Origin of the sequence: Pantoea sp. C2G6 (assembly GCF_051336815.1) — a bacterium.
Taxonomy (GTDB): domain Bacteria; phylum Pseudomonadota; class Gammaproteobacteria; order Enterobacterales; family Enterobacteriaceae; genus Pantoea.
In genome coordinates, this window is sequence record NZ_JBGMNJ010000018.1 from 1 (window position 1) to 18,958 (window position 18,958).

The following is an 18,958-nucleotide window of genomic DNA, read 5'->3' on the forward strand; positions in this document are numbered from 1 at the left end:
CAGCTGGCGCAGCCAGCTGGACAGCGGAGCCTGCGACGCTGCCCGCAGGGTGAGCGCAGCGAATCCATCCCCCTCTCCACCAAAAGAAAACCCGGCCGGAGCCGGGTTTGGGCGCTACACTTCTACTCAATCGAACGCTAGCTATATGCGTGCAGGGTGCGCTGACACAGCGCGGAACGCACACAATCCTCTTTGCCAAAGCGCACAATGCCAACCATCTCGTCCTCTTCAAAACGCGCCAGCGCGTCCGCGAGACCGGAAGGCACCCCAGCGGGCAAGTCGCACTGGGTAATATCGCCGTTAACAATGACCGTGACGTTTTCGCCCAGTCGGGTCAGGAACATTTTCATCTGCGCGGCGGTAACGTTCTGCGCCTCATCCAGAATCACCACCGCATTTTCGAAGGTGCGGCCGCGCATATAGGCAAACGGCGCAATTTCGACTTTAGCGATTTCCGGACGCAGACAATATTGCATAAAGGATGCGCCAAGACGTTTAACCAGAATGTCGTAAACCGGTCGGAAATAAGGGGCGAACTTCTCAGAAATATCGCCGGGAAGAAATCCCAAATCCTCATCTGCCTGAAGTACCGGGCGCGTAACAATAATCCTGTCTATATCCTTATGAATCAGGGCCTCAGCCGCTTTCGCGGCGCTGATCCAGGTTTTACCGCAGCCGGCTTCCCCGGTCGCGAAGATCAGCTGTTTCTTTTCTATGGCGTTGAGATAGTGCGCCTGAGCTTCATTACGGGCTTCAATCGGACCACGGTCACGCGCGTCGCGCGCCATGCCAATTGAGTCGAGCCCACCCATATGCACCAGCGAAGTGACCGATTCTTCTTCACGCTGACGATGACTGCGGGAGTCATTGCGAAGCACTCGTCTTGCTTCCCGACGCGCTTTGATCACTGCTTTCTGTCTTCCCATAGTGGCACCTTTCAGTTGGTTTCATTTCCCGCGTCAGGCCGCTGGCCCGTTGCGATTACGTGAACGCTTTAGAGGTTTCAGTTGGCTTCCTTTAGAGCCATGACAGGACAGGATAGTGGGTATGCAGCAGCGCAACAGCGTGGCTGAACACCGGATAAAACAGGATTCGATAGGACAAGAGAAACCGTTGAAGGGAGGTGGAAATAACGAGGCAGAATAGCCCTCGCGGTCTGGCGCAATCTATTTACTGCTAGTGACTTTCCATAAAAGAATCGACCCATGCGCGAACTCCAGTGTGATACATCAACACGTCTGATTACGCCTGTTTAATAAAGTGCACCATTTTATTGGCTCTTTGCAACAGTAATTTTACCTGCTGGTAAAGGAATTGCGTATTTCGGGCAAACATTTCTTTTATGCCAAAGTGTAATCCCCTTAATTTTCAGTCTATTGCTTTAATTTGATGGCTGCTTAATCGTGTTAAATTCTCAGTAAAAACGCACTGCGGCAGGCGCCTGAGCAGAAAACAACGCGCAGACTGAAGCCAGACTGCGCGCGCTGGATAAAATTTAATCAGGCTTCCAGCAACGGCTGAGCTAAATAATGATTCGGGTCAGCGACGCCGGGCAAAACAAAAAAGTATCCGCCGCCAAAGGGCCGGATATATTCTTCCAGCGCCTCACCGTTCAGCCGCTGTTGTACCGTAAGAAAACCGCGCTCCAGGTCGTGCTGATAACAGACAAACAGCAGTCCCATCTCCAGCTGCCCGGCAGCGGAAATACCGGCCGAGTAGCTGTAGCCGCGCCGCAGCATCAGGCTGCTGGCGGTCTCCGGGGTGCGGGGATTCGCCAGCCGGATATGGGCGTCCAGTGCGATCACCTCGCCATCCGGGTCGCGGCTGTAGTCGGGAATATCGCGTTCATGTTGCATCCCCAGCGGTGCGCCGCTTAGCTTATCGCGCCCGAAGATGGTCTGCTGTTCGCCCAGCGGAGTGCGATCCCACATCTCAACGTGAAAACGGATTAACCGCACCGCCTGATAGCTGCCGTTGCGTGCCCAGGCGGGTTCATCCTGATCGGCAGTCACCCACAGCAACTGGTTCATTAACGCGGAGTTTCTGGTATCCGGGTTGGCGGTGCCATCTTTGAAGCCCAGCAGATTAATCGGTGTCTCCTGCCCCTGACTGCGCGCCACGTGATCGGAGATAAAGCCTTCCCGCCGCCAGCGCACACCGAGCAGGTCCGGGGTGTGCTTGATGATGTCGCGCAGCGCGTGGATCACCGTATCCTGGGTGTTGGCGCAAATCTGTAACAGCAGATCCCCGTGGCACTGGGTGGCGTCGAGCGAATCATTGGGGAAGCGCGTCATCGGCTGGAGCTTGCGCGGCTTATGTGGCGCTAAACCAAAGCGTTCATCAAACAGCGAGTGGCCCACCGAAACGGTAATCGTCAGGTTATCTGGCGCGATGGTCGCGCCGAGAATACCGGAATCCATTGGCGGCAACTGCGGATTGGTCACTTCGGGCGCCGGGCCGCCGGTGGTGAGAAAGGCGATGCGCTGCGTCAGCAGCCGGAACAGGCGCTCCAGTTCGGCTTTATCACTGCTGAGCAGATCAAACGCCACCAGCATCATCGATGCCTGCTGAGGCGTAACGATCCCCGCCTGATGCGGACCATAAAATGGCTGCATCTGTTGCCGCGCCTGAGGCGTCACGGTCCCCGGTGAAAAACTGTCGGCCGCCGCCGCATGAAACGGGCAGCCGCCCCCCAGCGCTGCCGCACCGCCCAGCAGGCCGAGTCCTTTTAATAAACGACGACGCGCGGGCTGCGCGTCATCTTCCTGACGACTCATGATTAATCCAGACCTAAAGTGCCACGAAGTAATGAAAGATCTTCCGCCAGCGCGGTGATCGGTCCTTTCAGCGCGTTACGGTCAGCGCTGGTCAGTTTCTCATAGGATTCGAAACCGGTCTGGGTGCGATATTTACTCAGGATCGTATCCACTTTTTTGAAGTTAACGTCAACTTTGGCCAGCAGCTGCGGGTTGGCGCTGCTTACCATCGGTCGCAGCAGCTCAACAATTTTCTGCGCGCCATCGATGTTCGCCTGGAAATCCCACAGGTCGGTGCGGCTGTAGCGATCTTCTTCCCCGGAAATTTTGCTGGAGGCAACCTCTTCAATCAGACCTGCCGCGCCGCCCACCACTTTAGCCGGCGGGAACGCCAGTTCGCTGACGCGGACCTGCAACTCTTTAACATCTTTGTTCAGCTGATCGGCATAGCCCGCCATGCCCTGGGTGCTGTTGTCAGCAAATAGTGCTTTCTCCAGACGGTGGAAACCGGTGAACTTCGGATCCGCCGCTTTCTTCTCGAAGTCATCTTCACGGGCATCAATGCTGCTGTCGAGGTCGGAGAAGAGCTCGGCGATCGGCTCGATGCGCTCATAGTACTGGCGGGTCGGGGCAAACAGCGCTTTGGCTTTTTCCACCTCACCCGCTTTAACCGCATCGGTAAAGGCCTGGGTATTGCTGACCAGCGCACTCACCTGCCCGGTGACATAGGTTTTATAGGCGGTAATCGGGGCTTCGAGCTGCATCCGCGCGGAGTTGCCAGCCTTTGCCGCGCCCTCACCCGCTTCAACCACCAGTCTGCCTTTAGGATTGCTCAGCAGGCCACAGGTCATCTCATATTCCCCCGGCTCGAGCGTGGCGGTCAGCTTCTGACTGAAGCCCGGCGCGATGTTCTCACGCTCTTCAACCACCATCACTCCCTTGAGGATCTCCCACTCCAGCGCCTTCTGGCTGTTGTTTTTGATCAGGAACTGGGTCTTACCGGCTTTGACCGTCAGGCTCATCGGCTCGCACTGGCGATCATTCACGCTGACCGTCACCTGCGGCACCGCCGCAGCCGCCGAAGCGGAGATCGCCAGCAGAGGAAGCAGCAGTGCCTTGCGGCGGAAACGCATTGTCATCTCTCTTTCCCTATCAGGTTGCAGGCGCGACACTCGCGCCGGTTAAATGGCTTAACGCACAGCGGCCGACGCGGCGGGACGCGGCGGCATAAAAAACAGGATCAGCGCGGGGATCAGATAGGCGAAGTAGACCGTGACTTCACTGACGCTCGGCGTCTCCTGATAGCCGAGTATCCCCTCCAGCAGGGTGCCGGCCAGCGAATGGGTCGATAAGGTATTGCTGAGATCGAAGGCGACATCCTGAAAGCGATTCCATAGACCCGCCTCATGGAAGGCGCGGATCGCACCCGCCGCCAGACCGGCAGCCACAAACAGGATGAAGACGCTGGTCCAGCGGAAGAAATGGGCCATGTTCAGCCGGATACCGCCCCAGTAGAGCAGCATTCCCAGCACCACCGCGGTCGCCAGACCCAGCACCGCGCCAACCGGCGGCGCGTAGCCGACATCCTGGGTAAAAGCCGCCAGCAGGAAGAAGACCGACTCCAGCCCTTCGCGCGCCACGGCGAGAAACACCATCAGCACCAGCGCCAGACCACCGCGCCCGGAGCGCTGTAGCGCCTGATCCACCGCCTGTTCCAGTTCGACCCGGATATTACGCGCGACCCGGCGCATCCAGAAGACCATTGAGGTGAGGATCACCACGGCGATCAGCGCCACCAGCCCTTCAAACAGCTCCTGCTCTTTCTGCGGAAACTCACCGGTGGTGGCGTTAATGAACAGCCCCAGCCCGAGGCAGAGCGCGGCGGCGACAAACACGCCCGCCCACATCGCCGGGAACCACTGGGTGCGCTGGGTGCGTTTGAGATAGCTGGCTATCAGGCTGACAATCAGTGCGGCTTCAAGACCTTCGCGCAGCATGATGAGAAACGGAACAAACATCGCCAACCTCTTGAATGTTAAGCAGCGTCAATAAAAGGTAAAAACCGGTAAAGTGTAAACGATACCGATTATCATTATCGCTGCAAAAAAAACAAGTTGCTGATGGAGATAATTTCACTTTTAAGTGGTTTGCGTTTGTAACAAAAAAGCCCGTCCCTTGCGGGAACGGGCTTTAACGAGAGGCGGTTCGCTTACTTAGTCTGAAACTCTGCTTCAGCGGCGGCAAAGCGCTGCTGCGCTTCAGCGGAAGGCTCACGACCCAGCAGGCTGAAGACCACAATCGCGATGCTGGCGAAAATGAAGCCTGGGATAATTTCATACAGGCCGAGCCAGCCATACTGTTTCCACACCAGCACGGTCAGCGCGCCGATGATCATGCCCGCCAGTGCGCCATTGCGATTCATGCGCTTCCAGCAGACGCCAAACAGCACCACCGGACCAAAGGCGGCACCAAAGCCTGCCCAGGCGTAGCTCACCAGGCCCAGCACCCGGTTTTCCGGGTTCGCCGCCAGCGCGATCGCGATCAGCGCCACCAGCAGCACCATCAGACGCCCGACCCACACCAGCTCCTGCTGGCTGGCATTTTTACGCAGGAAACCTTTATAGAGATCCTCCGTCAGGGCACTGGAGCAGACCAGCAGCTGACAGCTCAGGGTTGACATCACCGCCGCCAGAATCGCCGAAAGCAGAATCCCGGCAATCCACGGGTTGAACAGAATACGTGCCAGCTCGATAAAGACCCGCTCTGCGTTGTCGTTAACGCCTGTGGCCATAGTCGGGTTGTCCTGGAACCAGGCGATACCGAAGAAGCCCACCGCCACCGCACCGGCGAGGCAGAGGATCATCCAGGTCATGCCGATACGACGCGCCGTGCGGATCGAGCGGTGAGAGTCGGCCGCCATAAAGCGCGCCAGAATATGTGGCTGACCAAAATAGCCCAATCCCCAGCCGAGCAGCGAGATCACCGCCACAAAGTTGAGTCCTTTCAGCATGTCGAGGTTCTCCAGGCTTTTCGCCTGGATCACCGCGATGGAGTCGGACCAGCCGCCCACCGCGATAATCACAAATACCGGCGTCAGGATCAGGGCGAAGAACATCAGGCCCGCCTGCACGGTATCGGTCCAGCTCACCGCCAGGAAACCGCCTACCAGGGTATAGAGAATGGTGGCGGCCGCACCGGCCCACAGCGCGGTCTGGTAGCTCATGCCAAAGGTACTTTCAAACAGACGCGCACCGGCCACTACGCCAGAGGCACAGTAGATGGTGAAGAAGACCAGGATCACAATCGCCGAGATGACGCGCAGAATTTTGCTGTGATCTTCAAAGCGGCTGGTGAAGAAATCCGGCAGAGTCAGAGCGTTGTTGTGATGTTCCGTCTGGACCCGCAGGCGACCGGCCACTATTTTCCAGTTCAGCCAGGCACCCATGATCAGGCCGATGGCAATCCAGCTCTCTGAGATACCCGAGATAAAAATCGCGCCTGGCAGCCCCATCAGCAGCCAGCCACTCATGTCTGATGCACCGGCAGAGAGTGCCGTCACCACGCTGCCGAGACTGCGGCCCCCGAGGATATAGTCATCAAAGTTTTTGGTTGAGCGATACGCCACAAAACCAATCAGCACCATCCCAAGGATATAGATCACAAAGGTCACCAGCATTGGTGTACTTACACTCATCTGTCTCTCCACTTATTATTTGTTATCCCAGAGAAATCATCCGCTACTCGTCTGCCGGAACGGGGCAAGGCGGGCCGATGATTCTCGTCAGGGCGTTCGTCAGTTCCCAGCGGCGCGGTATCCTGCCGGAAAGGCGTGGCGCGCACAATGGATTTAACACAGGCGTTACAGCCATTTCACTAACCGTTTAATAAAAAATGCTCAGAGGTTGCACTCGCTCACAGATCCCCGGTTGCACCTCAATTACTTCCCCTGTTAACCCGCCTGTTATCGGGCCTGCCAACCTGGCGAGGATCTTGCAGCAATATCCGTGCCGGATTGCAGGATTTAACATTCGCCCCGGTTTTAAGGGTGTTAACTGGCTCACATTTAACACGGTTGCACAAAGTTGCAACTTAAGTGATAGTGCAGCCAACGCCGTATCGAACCACTATTGAGGAGCTCTGGAGTCATGGGAACAACCACCATGGGTGTAAAACTGGATGATGCGACGCGCGAGCGCATCAAACTGGCTGCGCAGCGCATTGACCGCACGCCACACTGGCTGATTAAACAGGCAATCTTCAGCTATCTCAGCCAGGTTGAAACCGGCAACGCGCTACCGGAGATCCCGCTCTCCCCACAGGCCGCCGTAGAGGCTGAGGATACCCTGCCCGACGAGGCACACCAGCCGTTCCTTGACTTTGCAGAGCAGATTTTACCGCAGTCGGTGACCCGTTCCGCCGTGACCGCTGCCTGGCGTCGTCCTGAGACCGATGCGGTGCCGATGCTGCTGGAACAGGCGCGCCTGCCTGCGCCACTGGCCGAGAAAACCCACCAGCTGGCCTATCAGTTAGCGGACAAGCTCAGGCACCAGAAAGGGGCAACCGGACGCGCCGGCATGGTGCAGAGTCTGCTCCAGGAGTTCTCTTTATCCTCGCACGAAGGCGTGGCGCTGATGTGTCTCGCCGAGGCACTGCTGCGTATTCCCGACAAGCCAACCCGCGACGCGCTGATCCGCGACAAGATCAGCAACGGTAACTGGCAGTCGCATCTGGGCCGCAGCTCCTCGATGTTTGTCAACGCCGCCACCTGGGGCCTGCTGTTTACCGGTCGTCTGGTCTCAACCCACAACGAAGCGAATCTGTCGCGCTCGCTTAACCGCATCATCGGTAAGAGTGGCGAGCCGCTGATCCGCAAAGGTGTGGATATGGCGATGCGCCTGATGGGCGAACAGTTCGTTACCGGCGAAACCATCGCCGAAGCGCTGGCCAACGCCCGCAAGCTGGAAGAGAAAGGTTTCCGTTACTCCTATGACATGCTGGGCGAAGCGGCGCTGACCGCTGGCGATGCGAAAGCCTATCTGATCTCTTATCAGCAGGCGATCCACGCTATTGGTAAAGCCTCCAATGGCCGCGGCATCTATGAAGGACCGGGCATCTCCATCAAGCTGTCGGCCCTTCATCCGCGTTACAGCCGCGCGCAGTATGAGCGGGTAATGGAAGAACTCTACCCGATTCTGAAGTCGTTGACGCTGCTGGCCCGCTCTTACGACATCGGCATCAACATTGATGCGGAAGAGGCTGACCGGCTGGAGCTGTCGCTCGATCTGCTGGAAAAACTCTGTTTCGAGCCGGAGCTGGAGGGCTGGAACGGCATCGGTTTTGTAATTCAGGCTTACATGAAGCGCTGTCCGTTTGTGATCGATGAGCTGATCGATCTGGCGCAGCGCAGCCGCCGTCGCCTGATGATCCGCCTGGTGAAAGGCGCTTACTGGGACAGCGAGATCAAGCGCGCCCAGATGGAAGGGCTGGAAGGCTATCCGGTCTACACCCGCAAGGTCTACACCGACATCTCCTACCTCGCCTGCGCCCGTAAACTGCTGTCGGTGCCTAATCTGATCTATCCGCAGTTCGCCACCCATAACGCCCACACCCTGGCGGCGATCTATCAGCTGGCGGGCAATAACTACTATCCGGGTCAGTATGAGTTCCAGTGTCTGCACGGCATGGGCGAACCGCTGTATGAACAGGTGGTGGGTAAGGTTGCGGACGGTAAACTGAATCGTCCCTGCCGGATCTATGCACCGGTCGGGACCCATGAAACCCTGCTGGCCTATCTGGTGCGCCGCCTGCTGGAGAACGGGGCCAACACCTCCTTTGTGAACCGCATCGCCGATACCTCGCTGCCGATTGATGAGCTGGTGGCCGATCCGGTGACCGCCGTCGAGAAGCTGGGTGCCAGCGAAGGCGCTATCGGCCTGCCGCATCCGAAAATTCCGCTGCCGCGCGATCTCTACGGTGATAATCGCGTCAACTCCGCCGGGCTGGATATGGCGAACGAGCACCGTCTCGCCTCGCTCTCCAGTGCCCTGCTGAGCAGCGCCGCCCACCCCTGCCTGGCGCAGCCGATGATCGACGGCGAAGCGGGTGCCGGGGAGCTGCGCGATATTCTCAATCCGGCCGCGCCGAACGATCGGGTCGGTCAGGTGCGCGAGGCGACGGCTGAAGAGGTCTCTCTGGCGCTGAACGCCGCGGTGAACAGCGGGCCAATCTGGTTCGCCACCCCGCCGCAGGAGCGCGCCGCCATTCTGGAACGTGCCGGTCAGCTGATGGAAAGCCAGATGCAGCAGCTGATTGGCGTGCTGGTGCGGGAAGCGGGTAAAACCTATAACAACGCCATCGCCGAAGTGCGCGAGGCGGTGGACTTCCTCTACTACTACGCCGGTATGGTGCGCGACGATTTCGACAATGAAACGCATCGTCCGCTGGGCCCGGTGGTCTGTATCAGTCCGTGGAACTTCCCGCTGGCCATCTTTACCGGTCAGATTGCGGCGGCGCTGGCGGCGGGTAACAGCGTGCTGGCTAAACCGGCCGAGCAGACCCCGCTGATCGCCGCGCAGGCGGTTCAGATCCTGCTGGATGCAGGCGTCCCGGCGGGCGTGCTGCAACTGCTGCCGGGCCAGGGTGAAACCGTCGGCGCGCAGCTGACCGGCGACGAGCGGGTGCGCGGCGTGATGTTTACCGGCTCCACCGCGGTGGCGACGCTGCTGCAACGTAATCTGGCGGGCCGTCTCGATCCGCAGGGGCGTCCTACGCCGCTGATTGCTGAGACTGGCGGGATGAACGCAATGATTGTCGACTCCTCGGCGCTGACCGAGCAGGTGGTGGTCGACATCGTCGCCTCCGCTTTTGACAGTGCCGGACAGCGCTGCTCTGCCCTGCGGCTGCTCTGCATCCAGGCGGATGTGGCTGACCACACCCTGAAGATGCTGCGCGGTGCGATGGCCGAGTGTCGTATGGGCAACCCGGAACGCTTCTCGACCGATATTGGTCCGGTGATCGATGCCGAAGCCAAAGGGAATATTGAGCGTCATATTCAGGCGATGCGTAACAAGGGCTTCACGGTCTATCAGGCGGTGCAGGATAACCCGCAGGACAGCAAAGAGTGGAGCAGCGGCACCTTTATTAAGCCGACGCTGATCGAGCTGGATCAGGTCAGCGATCTCGATAAAGAGATCTTCGGTCCGGTGCTGCACGTGGTGCGCTTTACCCGGAATAACCTGCCACAGCTGATCGAGCAGATTAACGCTTCGGGCTATGGTCTGACGCTGGGTGTGCATACCCGCATCGACGAGACCATTGCACAGGTCACGGCGAATGCCAGAGTCGGTAATCTCTACGTTAACCGCAATATGGTCGGCGCAGTGGTTGGGGTTCAGCCGTTTGGCGGCGAAGGCTTGTCCGGCACCGGTCCCAAGGCGGGCGGTCCGCTCTATCTTTATCGTCTGCTGGCGCATCGCCCGGATGGCGCACTGCGTCTGACCTTTGACCGTCAGGATGCCGATCGCCCGGCGGACAGCACGCTGCGTCAGGCGCTGCTGGCTCCACATCAGGCACTCACTACCTGGGCCAAAGATAAGCCTGAGCTGGCGGATCTCTGCCAGCACTATGCTGATCTTGCCCAGGCGGGCGTGGTCCGTCTGCTGCCTGGCCCGACCGGCGAGCGCAATACCTTCTCGCTGCTGCCGCGTGAGCAGGTGCTCTGTCTGGCGGATAATGAGCAGGATGCGTTAATCCAGCTCGCCGCCGTGACCAGCGTCGGCAGTAAAGCGCTGTGGCCCGATGATGAGCTGCACCGCACGCTGCGTGCCTCGCTGCCAGAGGCGGTGAAAGCGCGCATCACGCTAGCGCGCGATCCGTTAGCCGCAGAGTTTGATGCGGTGATCTATCACGGCGATGCCGATCAGCTGCGCATTCTGTGTGAGCAGATTGCGGCACGCGATGGCGCGATTGTCTCGGTACAGGGCTTTGCCCGCGGCGAGACCAATCTGCTGCTGGAGCGTCTGCTGATTGAGCGTTCACTGAGTGTGAATACCGCGGCGGCGGGCGGGAATGCCAGCCTGATGACCATAGGGTAAGGCGGCCGTTGCCGGGAATGGGTGTTCGCTGCGCGAACGGGCTAGGTTTGTCCGGCAGCGAACGGGCTGGGTTGTTCATGCGGTGAACAGGCGCTGAGAAGGTTTCGTTCGCCTGGCGGATGCGGGCTGTGTTGTTCACGCGGTGAACGGGCGCTGAGAGGGTTTCGTTCGCCTGGCGGATGCGGCAGTTTCAGGCCCGCCGCTGCGGGCGACCAACAAGGGGGCGCCATTCGCCGCGCCCCCTTGACCCCCGGCTCCGGCCGGCTTCAACGCCGCTTCGCGGTTCCTTCGCCTCCCCGGGATTTCTGACGGACCGGCGGAACGCGCCATCCCTGGCGCTGACCCGCCTCTTCGCGACATCCCTGTCGCTCGTCCTGAAATCCCGCTTCGGCTCAGCGTTTCAGACGGCCTCCACAGACCCTTGCGGCAAGCCTGCATTTTATTAAACGGTTCTGATGTCGCTGTAAGAGTATTGTTCGCTGCGCGAACGGGCTGGGTTTGTTCACGCGGTGAACGGACTCTGAGAGGTTTCGTTCGCCTGGCGGATACGGGTTTGTTCATGCGGTGAACAGGCGCTGAGAGGGTTTCGTTCGCCTGGCGGATGCGGCAGTTTCAGGTTCGCCGCTGCGGGCGACCAACAAGGGGGCGCCATGCGCCGCGCCCCCTTGACCCCCGGCTCCGGCCGGCTTCAACGCCGCTTCGCGGTCCCTTCGCCTCTTCGGGATTTCCGACGGACCGGCGGAACGCGCCATCCCTGGCGCTGACCCGCCTCTTCGCGGCATCCCTGTCGCTCGTCCTGAAATCCCGCTTCGGCTCAGCGTTTCAGACGGCCTCCCCTCCCGCTGCCGGATTTTCTTTCTTTGCCAGGTTCTTCATCGCTGTGATTTTTATCCCAGGGCATTAGCTGTTTTCGCATAACCGGCTAACAGGCAACGCTGTGACCTAAGAAAGAAAACAAAAATTACAGGCGGGGCCGTTGGGGAGGCATCCGTAGCGCTGAGGAACAACCGGAGGCAAGGATGAGCCGACAGGACGTCGGCGAAAGGACCGGCCGCGCCAGGGAGGGCGCGTCCGGCCGGTCCGTGGCCGCAGGGCGTGACGAAGGTACCCCGCAAAGCGGGGCGCGCAGGCTGCCGGGCGCCGGGATTGTTAAGGGGCGGGCGTCCGCCCCTTGACGCGAGCGCCCGCACTGGCGGCCTGAAACTCCCCCACGCCTGGCGGGCGAAACCTTCTCAGTGTCAGCCCGCTGCTAAGCGAAATCTTCTTAGTGTGTAACCGCTGTAAAGCGAAACCCTGCCGCGTGTAACCGGCCCAGCGCCCTTAATGCCAGACAACGCGGTGGCACCATCAGGAAAATAAAAATCACAGGCGGGGCCGTTGGGGAAGCATCCGAAGCGCTGAGGAACAACCGGAGGCGAGGATGAGCCGACAGGACGTCGGCGAAAGGACGGGCCGCGCCAGGGAGGGCGCGTCCGGCCGGTCCGTGGCCGCAGGGCGTGACGAAGGCACCTCGCAAAGCGGGGCGCGCAGGCTGCCGGGCGCCGGGATTGTTAAGGGGCGGGCGTCCGCCCCTTAACGCGACCGCCTGCACCGGCGACCTGAAACTCCCCCACGCCTGGCGGGCGAAACCTTCTCATAGTAAGCCCGCTGCTAAGCGAAACCTTCTCAGCGTGTAACCGCTGCTAAGCGAAACTCGCCCTCTGCGGCAAATCAAACCTCACCCGCCGCCAGGCGCCCGCTTCACCAGCGTCGGAAACAGAAACAGCGACTGCCCGAATCCCCGATTGGTCAGCGACCAGATCGCCACTGAACAGAGTGAGCAGATCCCGACAATCGCAATCGGGTAGAAACAGGCCCAGAGGAATGAAAACCACGCCTGGTCGAACAGATGGTGGCGCTGGGCGAACAAAATGGCCGACATGCCGAAAAACTCAATGAAGATGCGGTGGATAACGTAAATCTGCAACGTGTTACGGCCGACCCAGTTGAGATAACGCATGCTGAAGTGCTGATTCAGCCAGCGGCAGGCGGCAATACTGAACAGCACCGCCAGCACACAGAGAAACAGACTCTTATCCAGACCGAATATCACATGAATACCGGCAACGGCGGCCAGCACCGCCCAGGGCACCAGATTCTCACGACGCCACTCGCTGAGACGCAGCATCGTCTGGCTCCAGAACGCCCCCAACAGGAAAAACAGGAAATATTGCGCCAGACTCTGCGGTCCCCAGAAAGGGATCACTTTCTCTACCGCCAGATAATTGAGCACAATCGCCACCGCTATCAGCGCCAGCTTATATTGGCGGAAGAGTTTGGCACAGAGGAAATAGAGCCCCAGCCCATAGAGATACCATGAGGTACTCATGGCCATAAACGTCAGCTTAAGAAACTCAAATAGCGAACCGGCATAAGCCGCATTCAGGTTCTGTGAAATACGCTGGCCGGTAATTTCCGTTGAGATACCCACAATGGACCACCACTGAATAAACCCCCACAAAATATAGAGATAAAACAGATTGGTAATCCGGCTGGTAAATACCTGCTTCCAGGGACGATTCAGAATACCGTTGGTCGCCAGCAATCCCGAGACAAAGAAAAAAGCGGGCATACGCAGTGGCGACAGGACCGTATTAAATTGTATCCACATTTCCGCTGGCAACCCGCCGGCAGAGAGATATTTCAGCGTCCCGGCGAAACCGGGCAGAACCGTGTGATACAGGACCACCAGCAATATGCAGGCCCCTTTGAGGGTGTCTACCCACAATATTTGTTCTGACTTGGTTGTATTCATTCAATGACTCCTGCTGTGTAGGTCAGAATGCGGGAAAGTAAAAGCGAGGAAATCAGCGGTGCTTTTATGATTATTCAGCGATTATTCGTCATTGAACCGCCGCTGACTGTAGCGAAACTCTTAAAAAACCACGCATGGCCCTGTTGCCACACTTATTTACCCGACGGAACCTTTCTTTACACTTATCGTTAAGTGGAGTGTTAGCGGGATAATATATTACCACCGGCATAAACCGATAAATTTGCCATTCAATTCGGTAACGCGAAATAAGAACAATCAGCAGAGAGAAAAACCATTGAATAAACGATGAAGCGAAAAGTTTTGTCAGATGTGGCAAAAGGTTTAACGGCAAGATATTTATCTGTGATACCGCCGCTACCACAACGGAATTGAGAAGGCGCAAGGGAGAGATTAAGACGAAGAAAGTGAACGAAGCTGCCCTCCGCAGAAGGCAGCGAGATTACTGATTAAGAAATTTATCGAGAAACTGCCGGGTACGCGGCTGCTGCGGATTACTGAACAGCGTTTTTGCCTCGCCCTGCTCCACAATACGCCCCTGATCCATAAAGATAGCGCGGTCAGCAACGTCGCGGGCAAAGCTCATCTCATGGGTGACGATGACCATAGTGCGTTTCTCGTCGGCCAGCGCGCGGATGGTGCTGAGCACCTCACCCACCAGCTCCGGGTCCAGCGCCGAGGTCGGCTCATCAAACAGAATCACCTCCGGCCGCATCGCCAGCGCACGGGCGATAGCCACCCGCTGCTGCTGTCCTCCCGACAGACGGCGCGGATAGCTCTCCTCCTTGCCGTGCAGTCCGACCTTCTCCAGCAGCGTGCGGGCACGCGCCACCGCGTCCGCTTTGTCTTCACCTTTTACGATGACCGGACCTTCAATAATATTTTCCATCACCGAACGGTGCGGAAACAGATTGAAGTTCTGGAAGACAAACCCGACCTGCTGGCGCAGACGACGCACCTGCTCTTTCTGCTTGTTCTGCGCCAGCGCCGCGTTCACGGTAATCTCCCCGACCCGGATAGTGCCGCTGTCCGGCACCTCCAGCAGATTGATACTGCGCAGCAGCGTGGTTTTACCGGAACCGCTCGGCCCGATAATCGCCACCACTTCACCGGCGGCGACATCGAGATCAATATCGTGCAGCACCCTCTGGCCGTTAAACGATTTCACCAGCTTTCTGACTTCGATGGCGCTCATTTCGACTCCTGATCCTGACGGTTAACATGCTGTTCCAGCCGGTTCTGCAACGCCGACAACAGCGTCGCCATCACCCAGTAGATCAGCGAGGCCGCCAGATACATGGTAAAGACCTCCAGCGTGCGCGAGGTGATCAGCTGCGCCTGACGGAACAGCTCCGGCACCTGAATGGTCGCGGCCAGCGAGGTATCTTTCACCAGGCTGATAAAGCTGTTGCCCAGCGGTGGCAGCGCGGTACGTGCCGCCTGCGGCAGGATCACCCGGCGCAGGGTCTGCCAGCGCGTCATGCCAATACTGGCTGCCGCTTCCCACTGGCCGCGCTCAATGGCGGCAATCGCGCCACGCAGTGACTCGGAAGCGTAGGCGGCGGTATTCAGCGAGAGGCCAATCATCGCGGAGGGGATCGGGTCCAGCTCAATGCCAAACTGCGGTAAACCGTAGTAGATCATAAACAGCTGGGCAATCAGCGGGGTGCCGCGAAAGATGGAGACGTAAATCCGTGACAGCCAGCGAATCGGCCAGAAGCGCGACAGCCGCATCAGCGCCAGAATAAAGCCCAGCAGCAGGCCAAAGAACATTCCGCCGATGCTGAGCTGTAAGGTAAACAGCGCGCCTTTTAATAAAAAAGGTGCTGAATCCAGCACCAGTTGAAGACTTTCCTGCATTATTTGGTCACGTCCGCGCCAAACCATTTCTGCGACAGCTTGCTCAGCGAGCCATCTTTCTGCATCTCCGCAATCGCCTGATCGATCGCTTTCAGCAGATCTTCATTGCCTTTACGCAGCGCCACGCCCGACTCCTGACGCGAGAAGGCGTCGCCCGCGACCGCCATGGTATCGCCGGTCTTCTTCACCAGGTCCAGCGCCGCCAGGCGGTCAACCAGAATGGCGTTCAGACGGCCAGAGCGCAGATCCTGATATTTGGTCGGGTCATCATCATAGGTGCGCACGTCCACGCCCTTCACATTCTCGCGCAGCCACTGCTCGTAGTTGGTGCCCAGACCCACGCCCACTTTCTTACCCGCAAGGTCAGCCGGTTTGGTGATGGTGCCCGCGTTGGCTTTCATGGTCAGCGCCTGAATGCCGGAGATGGTGTAAGGCGTGGAGAAGTCATATTTCTTCTTACGCTCATCCGAGATGGTAACCTGGTTGATCACCACGTCGATGCGCTTCGCGTCCAGTGAGGCCAGCATACCGTCCCATTTGGTCGGTTTCAGGCTCGCCTTAACGCCCATATGCTGCGCCAGCTGTTGTGCAAACTCCACTTCAAAGCCAGTCAGCTTGCCCTTTTCATCTTGGAAACTGAACGGCGGATAGGTGCCCTCCAGACCGACCAGCAGCGTGCCGCGCTCTTTAATCTTGTTCAGCAGATTTTCTGCGGCAAAGGTTTTTACGCTGACGCCTGCCAGCAGCGCCACGGCCATAACGCCCATCACCATCTGACGGCTTGTACGAGAAAAGGACATATTCACCCCATTAGTAACTGTATTGTGTGTGTGTTGTTATAAGGGCAGCATCATTTATTACTGCCGGTCCATTATGGTAACGCTGGAGTATAAACTGTTTTTTTAGCTTGTCTCAGATCGAAGGATGATAAGCAAATAACGCTGGCGCGCCACCGGTATGAATAAACAGCAACGGCCCTTCACGACGGAAGCGATTCTGACTGACGCCATCCAGCAGTCCGGCCATCGCCTTGCCGGTATAGACCGGGTCCAGCAGGATCCCTTCCAGCCGTGCCAGCAGTTTCACAGCGGCCATGCCTTCCTCATTGGGTTCACCGTAGCGCGGGGCAAAATAGTCATCCCACAGGGTAATCGGTGCCGTAGCCTGCACCTCCAGCGTTTCCGCCAGCGATTGGCGTAAACGATCCACCAGCGGCAGCTGCGCCTCAGCCTGGCGTGAGACGGTCACGCCAACCAGCTCGCTCTGCGGCAGCAACTGCTCCAGCCCCACCGCCAGTCCGGCATGGGTGCCTGCACTGCCCGAGGCGACCACCACGGCGGCGAAATCGACCACGCCTTCGCTCTGATGGGCGATCTCCTGCGCGCACTCCACATAGCCTAGCGCACCCAGCGCGTTTGAGCCGCCCACCGGCACGATGTAAGGCCGGTATCCCTGGGCTTCAAGGCGGGTGGCCTGCTCCGCCAACTGCTCTGCCGGATGGCTGAGCGCATCCACCATGATCACCTCAGCATCCAGCAGATCCAGTAGCAGACGGTTGCCGTTGGTCAGGTAGTTTTCCGCCTGGGTGCCAATCGGGTTCTCCAGCAGCGCCACGCACTTCAGTCCGAGCCGCGCGGCGACGGCCGCGGTCTGACGCACATGGTTTGACTGAATCGCCCCGGCGGTCAGCAGGATGTCTGCGCCTTCACGCAGCGCGTCAGCGGCGAGAAACTCCAGTTTACGCAGCTTATTACCGCCCAGCGCCACCGGGGTAACGTCATCACGCTTAATAAAAATATCGCGCCCGAGGTAGTCTGACAGACGGGGCAGATGTTCTAACGGCGTCGGTGCGCCTAACAGTTCAAGTCGGGGGAATTGATGTAGCAGATGTAAAGACAATGCGGCCTCCAGTCGGGCACGGGAATGATCCTTACAGTGTTGCAGAAGATGGGGAAAGGATCACCCTGATTCAGGGGATCGCAGGGCTGGCGGCAACGTTGTGCCACGCTCCCCCTCTCCACCAGAAAACAGCGAAACGACGTGCCGCGGGCACGCGGGGGAGCATTCGGCGCAGAGCGGGTTTACCCCTGCTGCCAGCCTAAAAACTGATCGTACTTGCGCAGCGCGATGCGGTAATTGTTATTACCGGCATCGGGCAGATCGCTCTCCAGACACTGATGCCAGCTATTCCCTTTCAGCCTGTCGGCCGGGAAATTTTTCGCTTTCAGCATCTCATCCAGCCGACGCAGCCGCACCACATATTCGCGGATGGTGCTGGGGCTCATCTCTGTCTGTTCAAACAGATATTGTTTGAACGCCATAATGTCGAAGTAATTAGGATGGGTATTACAAAAAATATCACTACAAAAACGACAAAGCGCGGTCAGTTCAGGCTGAAGTTTCAGCCACAGCTGCTCATCAATCATCTGGTCCATCCGAGCGATGGCCTCTTTATTGATGATCTGGCCACGAAAAACGAGCGCCATTCGATCTAATACCTTGCCACAGTGTGAACAGTTGCTCTGGCTGTGTTTATAGTCTTTAAGATAACGACTTAACGGTCTGGCCTTGGTTTTGGCTCCCATTACTGAGTCCCCGGTTTCTTATAATTTTGAATCGCCAGGAACTGATACTGCTAGCGCGCTCCCGTAAGCCGGGCCCGCAGGCGTTTAATCGCCTGACTGTGCAGCTGGCTGACCCGGGATTCCCCGACATCAAGCACCGCGCCAATCTCTTTCAGGTTCAGTTCTTCCTGGTAGTACAGTGTCAGCACCATCTTTTCACGATCGGGTAACGCTTCGATCGCTTCTATGACGCGCTCACGCAGACTCCCTTCAAGCAACTGATGAAGCGGATTGGCCTCTTCATGCCCTTCCGTCACCAGCTCCGCACTGTCGCCGTGCTCTTCCCGATACTCGTCGTAGGAGAAAAGTTGACTGTTGTTGGTGTCCAGCAGGATCTGCCGGTACTCCTCCATAGAGACATTCAGCTGCTGCGCCACCTCCTGCTCGGAGGCAGAACGCCCCAGCGCCTGTTCCACTTTGTGCATTGCGCCTGCCACTTCACGCGCGTTACGACGCACGCTGCGTGGTGCCCAGTCCCGACTGCGAAGCTCATCGAGCATTGCGCCACGAATGCGCTGCACGGCGTAGGTGGTAAAGGCGGTGCCCTGTAGCGCGTCATAACGCTCTACGGCATTCAGCAGCCCTATCCCCCCAGCCTGCAACAAGTCGTCAAGCTCAACGCTGGCCGGCAGGCGAACCTGGAGACGCAGCGCTTCATGGCGCACCAGCGGCACGTAGCGCTGCCAGAGCGAATGCTTGTCCATCACGCCTTCGGCGGTATAGAAATCGTTCACGTTGACTACCCTGCGTTAATGAAGTTATCGGCATGATTATCCAATTCTGTAGGGTTATCGATTGGCTGAATAGGCGGGG

General features: G+C 58.4%; 13 protein-coding genes. 1 reads left to right on the forward strand and 12 read right to left on the reverse strand.

Annotated features, from left to right (window positions below; genetic code table 11):
* Nucleotides 1-137 precede the first annotated feature (137 nt).
* The 5 genes from phoH to putP form a co-directional block, all read right to left on the reverse strand.
* Nucleotides 138-926: a phosphate starvation-inducible protein PhoH gene (gene phoH / locus ACCW71_RS18420; RefSeq protein WP_436373888.1), complete on the reverse strand. Its 789-nt coding sequence runs from the start codon at nucleotides 924-926 to the stop codon at nucleotides 138-140.
* A gap of 573 nt (nucleotides 927-1,499) precedes the next feature.
* Nucleotides 1,500-2,777 (reverse strand): iron uptake transporter deferrochelatase/peroxidase subunit, encoded by a 1,278-nt coding sequence (gene efeB / locus ACCW71_RS18425; RefSeq protein ID WP_436373890.1) that lies wholly within the window; start codon nucleotides 2,775-2,777, stop codon nucleotides 1,500-1,502.
* A 2-nt stretch (nucleotides 2,778-2,779) separates the two neighbouring features.
* Complete coding sequence (gene efeO, locus ACCW71_RS18430; RefSeq protein WP_436373892.1) at nucleotides 2,780-3,895, reverse strand: iron uptake system protein EfeO; 1,116 nt, start codon at nucleotides 3,893-3,895, stop codon at nucleotides 2,780-2,782.
* Between the two features lie 51 nt (nucleotides 3,896-3,946).
* The gene (gene efeU, locus ACCW71_RS18435) at nucleotides 3,947-4,774 is read right to left on the reverse strand and encodes an iron uptake transporter permease EfeU (RefSeq protein ID WP_436373893.1); all 828 of its coding nucleotides are present in this window, start codon (nucleotides 4,772-4,774) and stop codon (nucleotides 3,947-3,949) included.
* Between the two features lie 191 nt (nucleotides 4,775-4,965).
* The gene (gene putP / locus ACCW71_RS18440) at nucleotides 4,966-6,450 is read right to left on the reverse strand and encodes a sodium/proline symporter PutP (RefSeq protein WP_436373894.1); all 1,485 of its coding nucleotides are present in this window, start codon (nucleotides 6,448-6,450) and stop codon (nucleotides 4,966-4,968) included.
* Nucleotides 6,451-6,901: 451 nt separating this feature from the next.
* Here putP and putA point away from each other — a divergent pair, with 451 nt between their 5' ends.
* Nucleotides 6,902-10,849 carry a trifunctional transcriptional regulator/proline dehydrogenase/L-glutamate gamma-semialdehyde dehydrogenase gene (putA, locus tag ACCW71_RS18445; protein WP_436373896.1) on the forward strand — a complete coding sequence of 1,316 codons (3,948 nt, stop codon included), beginning with the start codon at nucleotides 6,902-6,904 and terminating at the stop codon, nucleotides 10,847-10,849.
* Between the two features lie 1,717 nt (nucleotides 10,850-12,566).
* On the opposite strand, the gene ACCW71_RS18450 is transcribed toward putA, so the two are convergent.
* The 7 genes from ACCW71_RS18450 to ACCW71_RS18480 form a co-directional block, all read right to left on the reverse strand.
* Nucleotides 12,567-13,643, reverse strand: coding sequence for an acyltransferase family protein (locus ACCW71_RS18450; protein WP_436373898.1), 1,077 nt, complete (start codon nucleotides 13,641-13,643; stop codon nucleotides 12,567-12,569).
* Between the two features lie 460 nt (nucleotides 13,644-14,103).
* Nucleotides 14,104-14,856, reverse strand: a complete 753-nt coding sequence (tcyN, locus tag ACCW71_RS18455) for an L-cystine ABC transporter ATP-binding protein TcyN (protein ID WP_436373900.1) — start codon at nucleotides 14,854-14,856, stop codon at nucleotides 14,104-14,106.
* Entirely contained in the window at nucleotides 14,853-15,521 is a 669-nt protein-coding gene (gene tcyL, locus ACCW71_RS18460) for a cystine ABC transporter permease (protein WP_436373901.1), read from the reverse strand. Before tcyL ends, tcyN begins: the two co-directional genes overlap by 4 nt.
* Nucleotides 15,521-16,321, reverse strand: coding sequence for a cystine ABC transporter substrate-binding protein (gene tcyJ / locus ACCW71_RS18465; protein WP_436373903.1), 801 nt, complete (start codon nucleotides 16,319-16,321; stop codon nucleotides 15,521-15,523). The genes tcyL and tcyJ overlap by 1 nt, the downstream gene beginning before the upstream one ends.
* A 112-nt stretch (nucleotides 16,322-16,433) precedes the next feature.
* Nucleotides 16,434-17,420, reverse strand: coding sequence for a D-cysteine desulfhydrase (locus ACCW71_RS18470; RefSeq protein ID WP_436373905.1), 987 nt, complete (start codon nucleotides 17,418-17,420; stop codon nucleotides 16,434-16,436).
* A gap of 182 nt (nucleotides 17,421-17,602) precedes the next feature.
* Nucleotides 17,603-18,106, reverse strand: a complete 504-nt coding sequence (gene fliZ, locus ACCW71_RS18475) for a flagella biosynthesis regulatory protein FliZ (protein WP_436373907.1) — start codon at nucleotides 18,104-18,106, stop codon at nucleotides 17,603-17,605.
* Between the two features lie 50 nt (nucleotides 18,107-18,156).
* Complete coding sequence (locus tag ACCW71_RS18480) at nucleotides 18,157-18,879, reverse strand: RNA polymerase sigma factor FliA (protein ID WP_128084334.1); 723 nt, start codon at nucleotides 18,877-18,879, stop codon at nucleotides 18,157-18,159.
* Nucleotides 18,880-18,958 lie beyond the last annotated feature (79 nt).

Excerpts from the sequence above, each read along its gene's own strand:
- tcyJ (WP_436373903.1), bottom strand. The coding sequence starts at position 16,321 with ATGTCCTTTTCTCGTACAAGCCGTCAGATGGTGATGGGCGTTATGGCC.
- phoH (WP_436373888.1), bottom strand. The coding sequence starts at position 926 with ATGGGAAGACAGAAAGCAGTGATCAAAGCGCGTCGGGAAGCAAGACGA.
- putA (WP_436373896.1), top strand. The coding sequence starts at position 6,902 with ATGGGAACAACCACCATGGGTGTAAAACTGGATGATGCGACGCGCGAG.
- putP (WP_436373894.1), bottom strand. The coding sequence starts at position 6,450 with ATGAGTGTAAGTACACCAATGCTGGTGACCTTTGTGATCTATATCCTT.
- tcyN (WP_436373900.1), bottom strand. The coding sequence starts at position 14,856 with ATGAGCGCCATCGAAGTCAGAAAGCTGGTGAAATCGTTTAACGGCCAG.
- efeO (WP_436373892.1), bottom strand. The coding sequence starts at position 3,895 with ATGACAATGCGTTTCCGCCGCAAGGCACTGCTGCTTCCTCTGCTGGCG.
- fliZ (WP_436373907.1), bottom strand. The coding sequence starts at position 18,106 with ATGGGAGCCAAAACCAAGGCCAGACCGTTAAGTCGTTATCTTAAAGAC.
- efeB (WP_436373890.1), bottom strand. The coding sequence starts at position 2,777 with ATGAGTCGTCAGGAAGATGACGCGCAGCCCGCGCGTCGTCGTTTATTA.
- ACCW71_RS18450 (WP_436373898.1), bottom strand. The coding sequence starts at position 13,643 with ATGAATACAACCAAGTCAGAACAAATATTGTGGGTAGACACCCTCAAA.
- tcyL (WP_436373901.1), bottom strand. The coding sequence starts at position 15,521 with ATGCAGGAAAGTCTTCAACTGGTGCTGGATTCAGCACCTTTTTTATTA.
- efeU (WP_436373893.1), bottom strand. The coding sequence starts at position 4,774 with ATGTTTGTTCCGTTTCTCATCATGCTGCGCGAAGGTCTTGAAGCCGCA.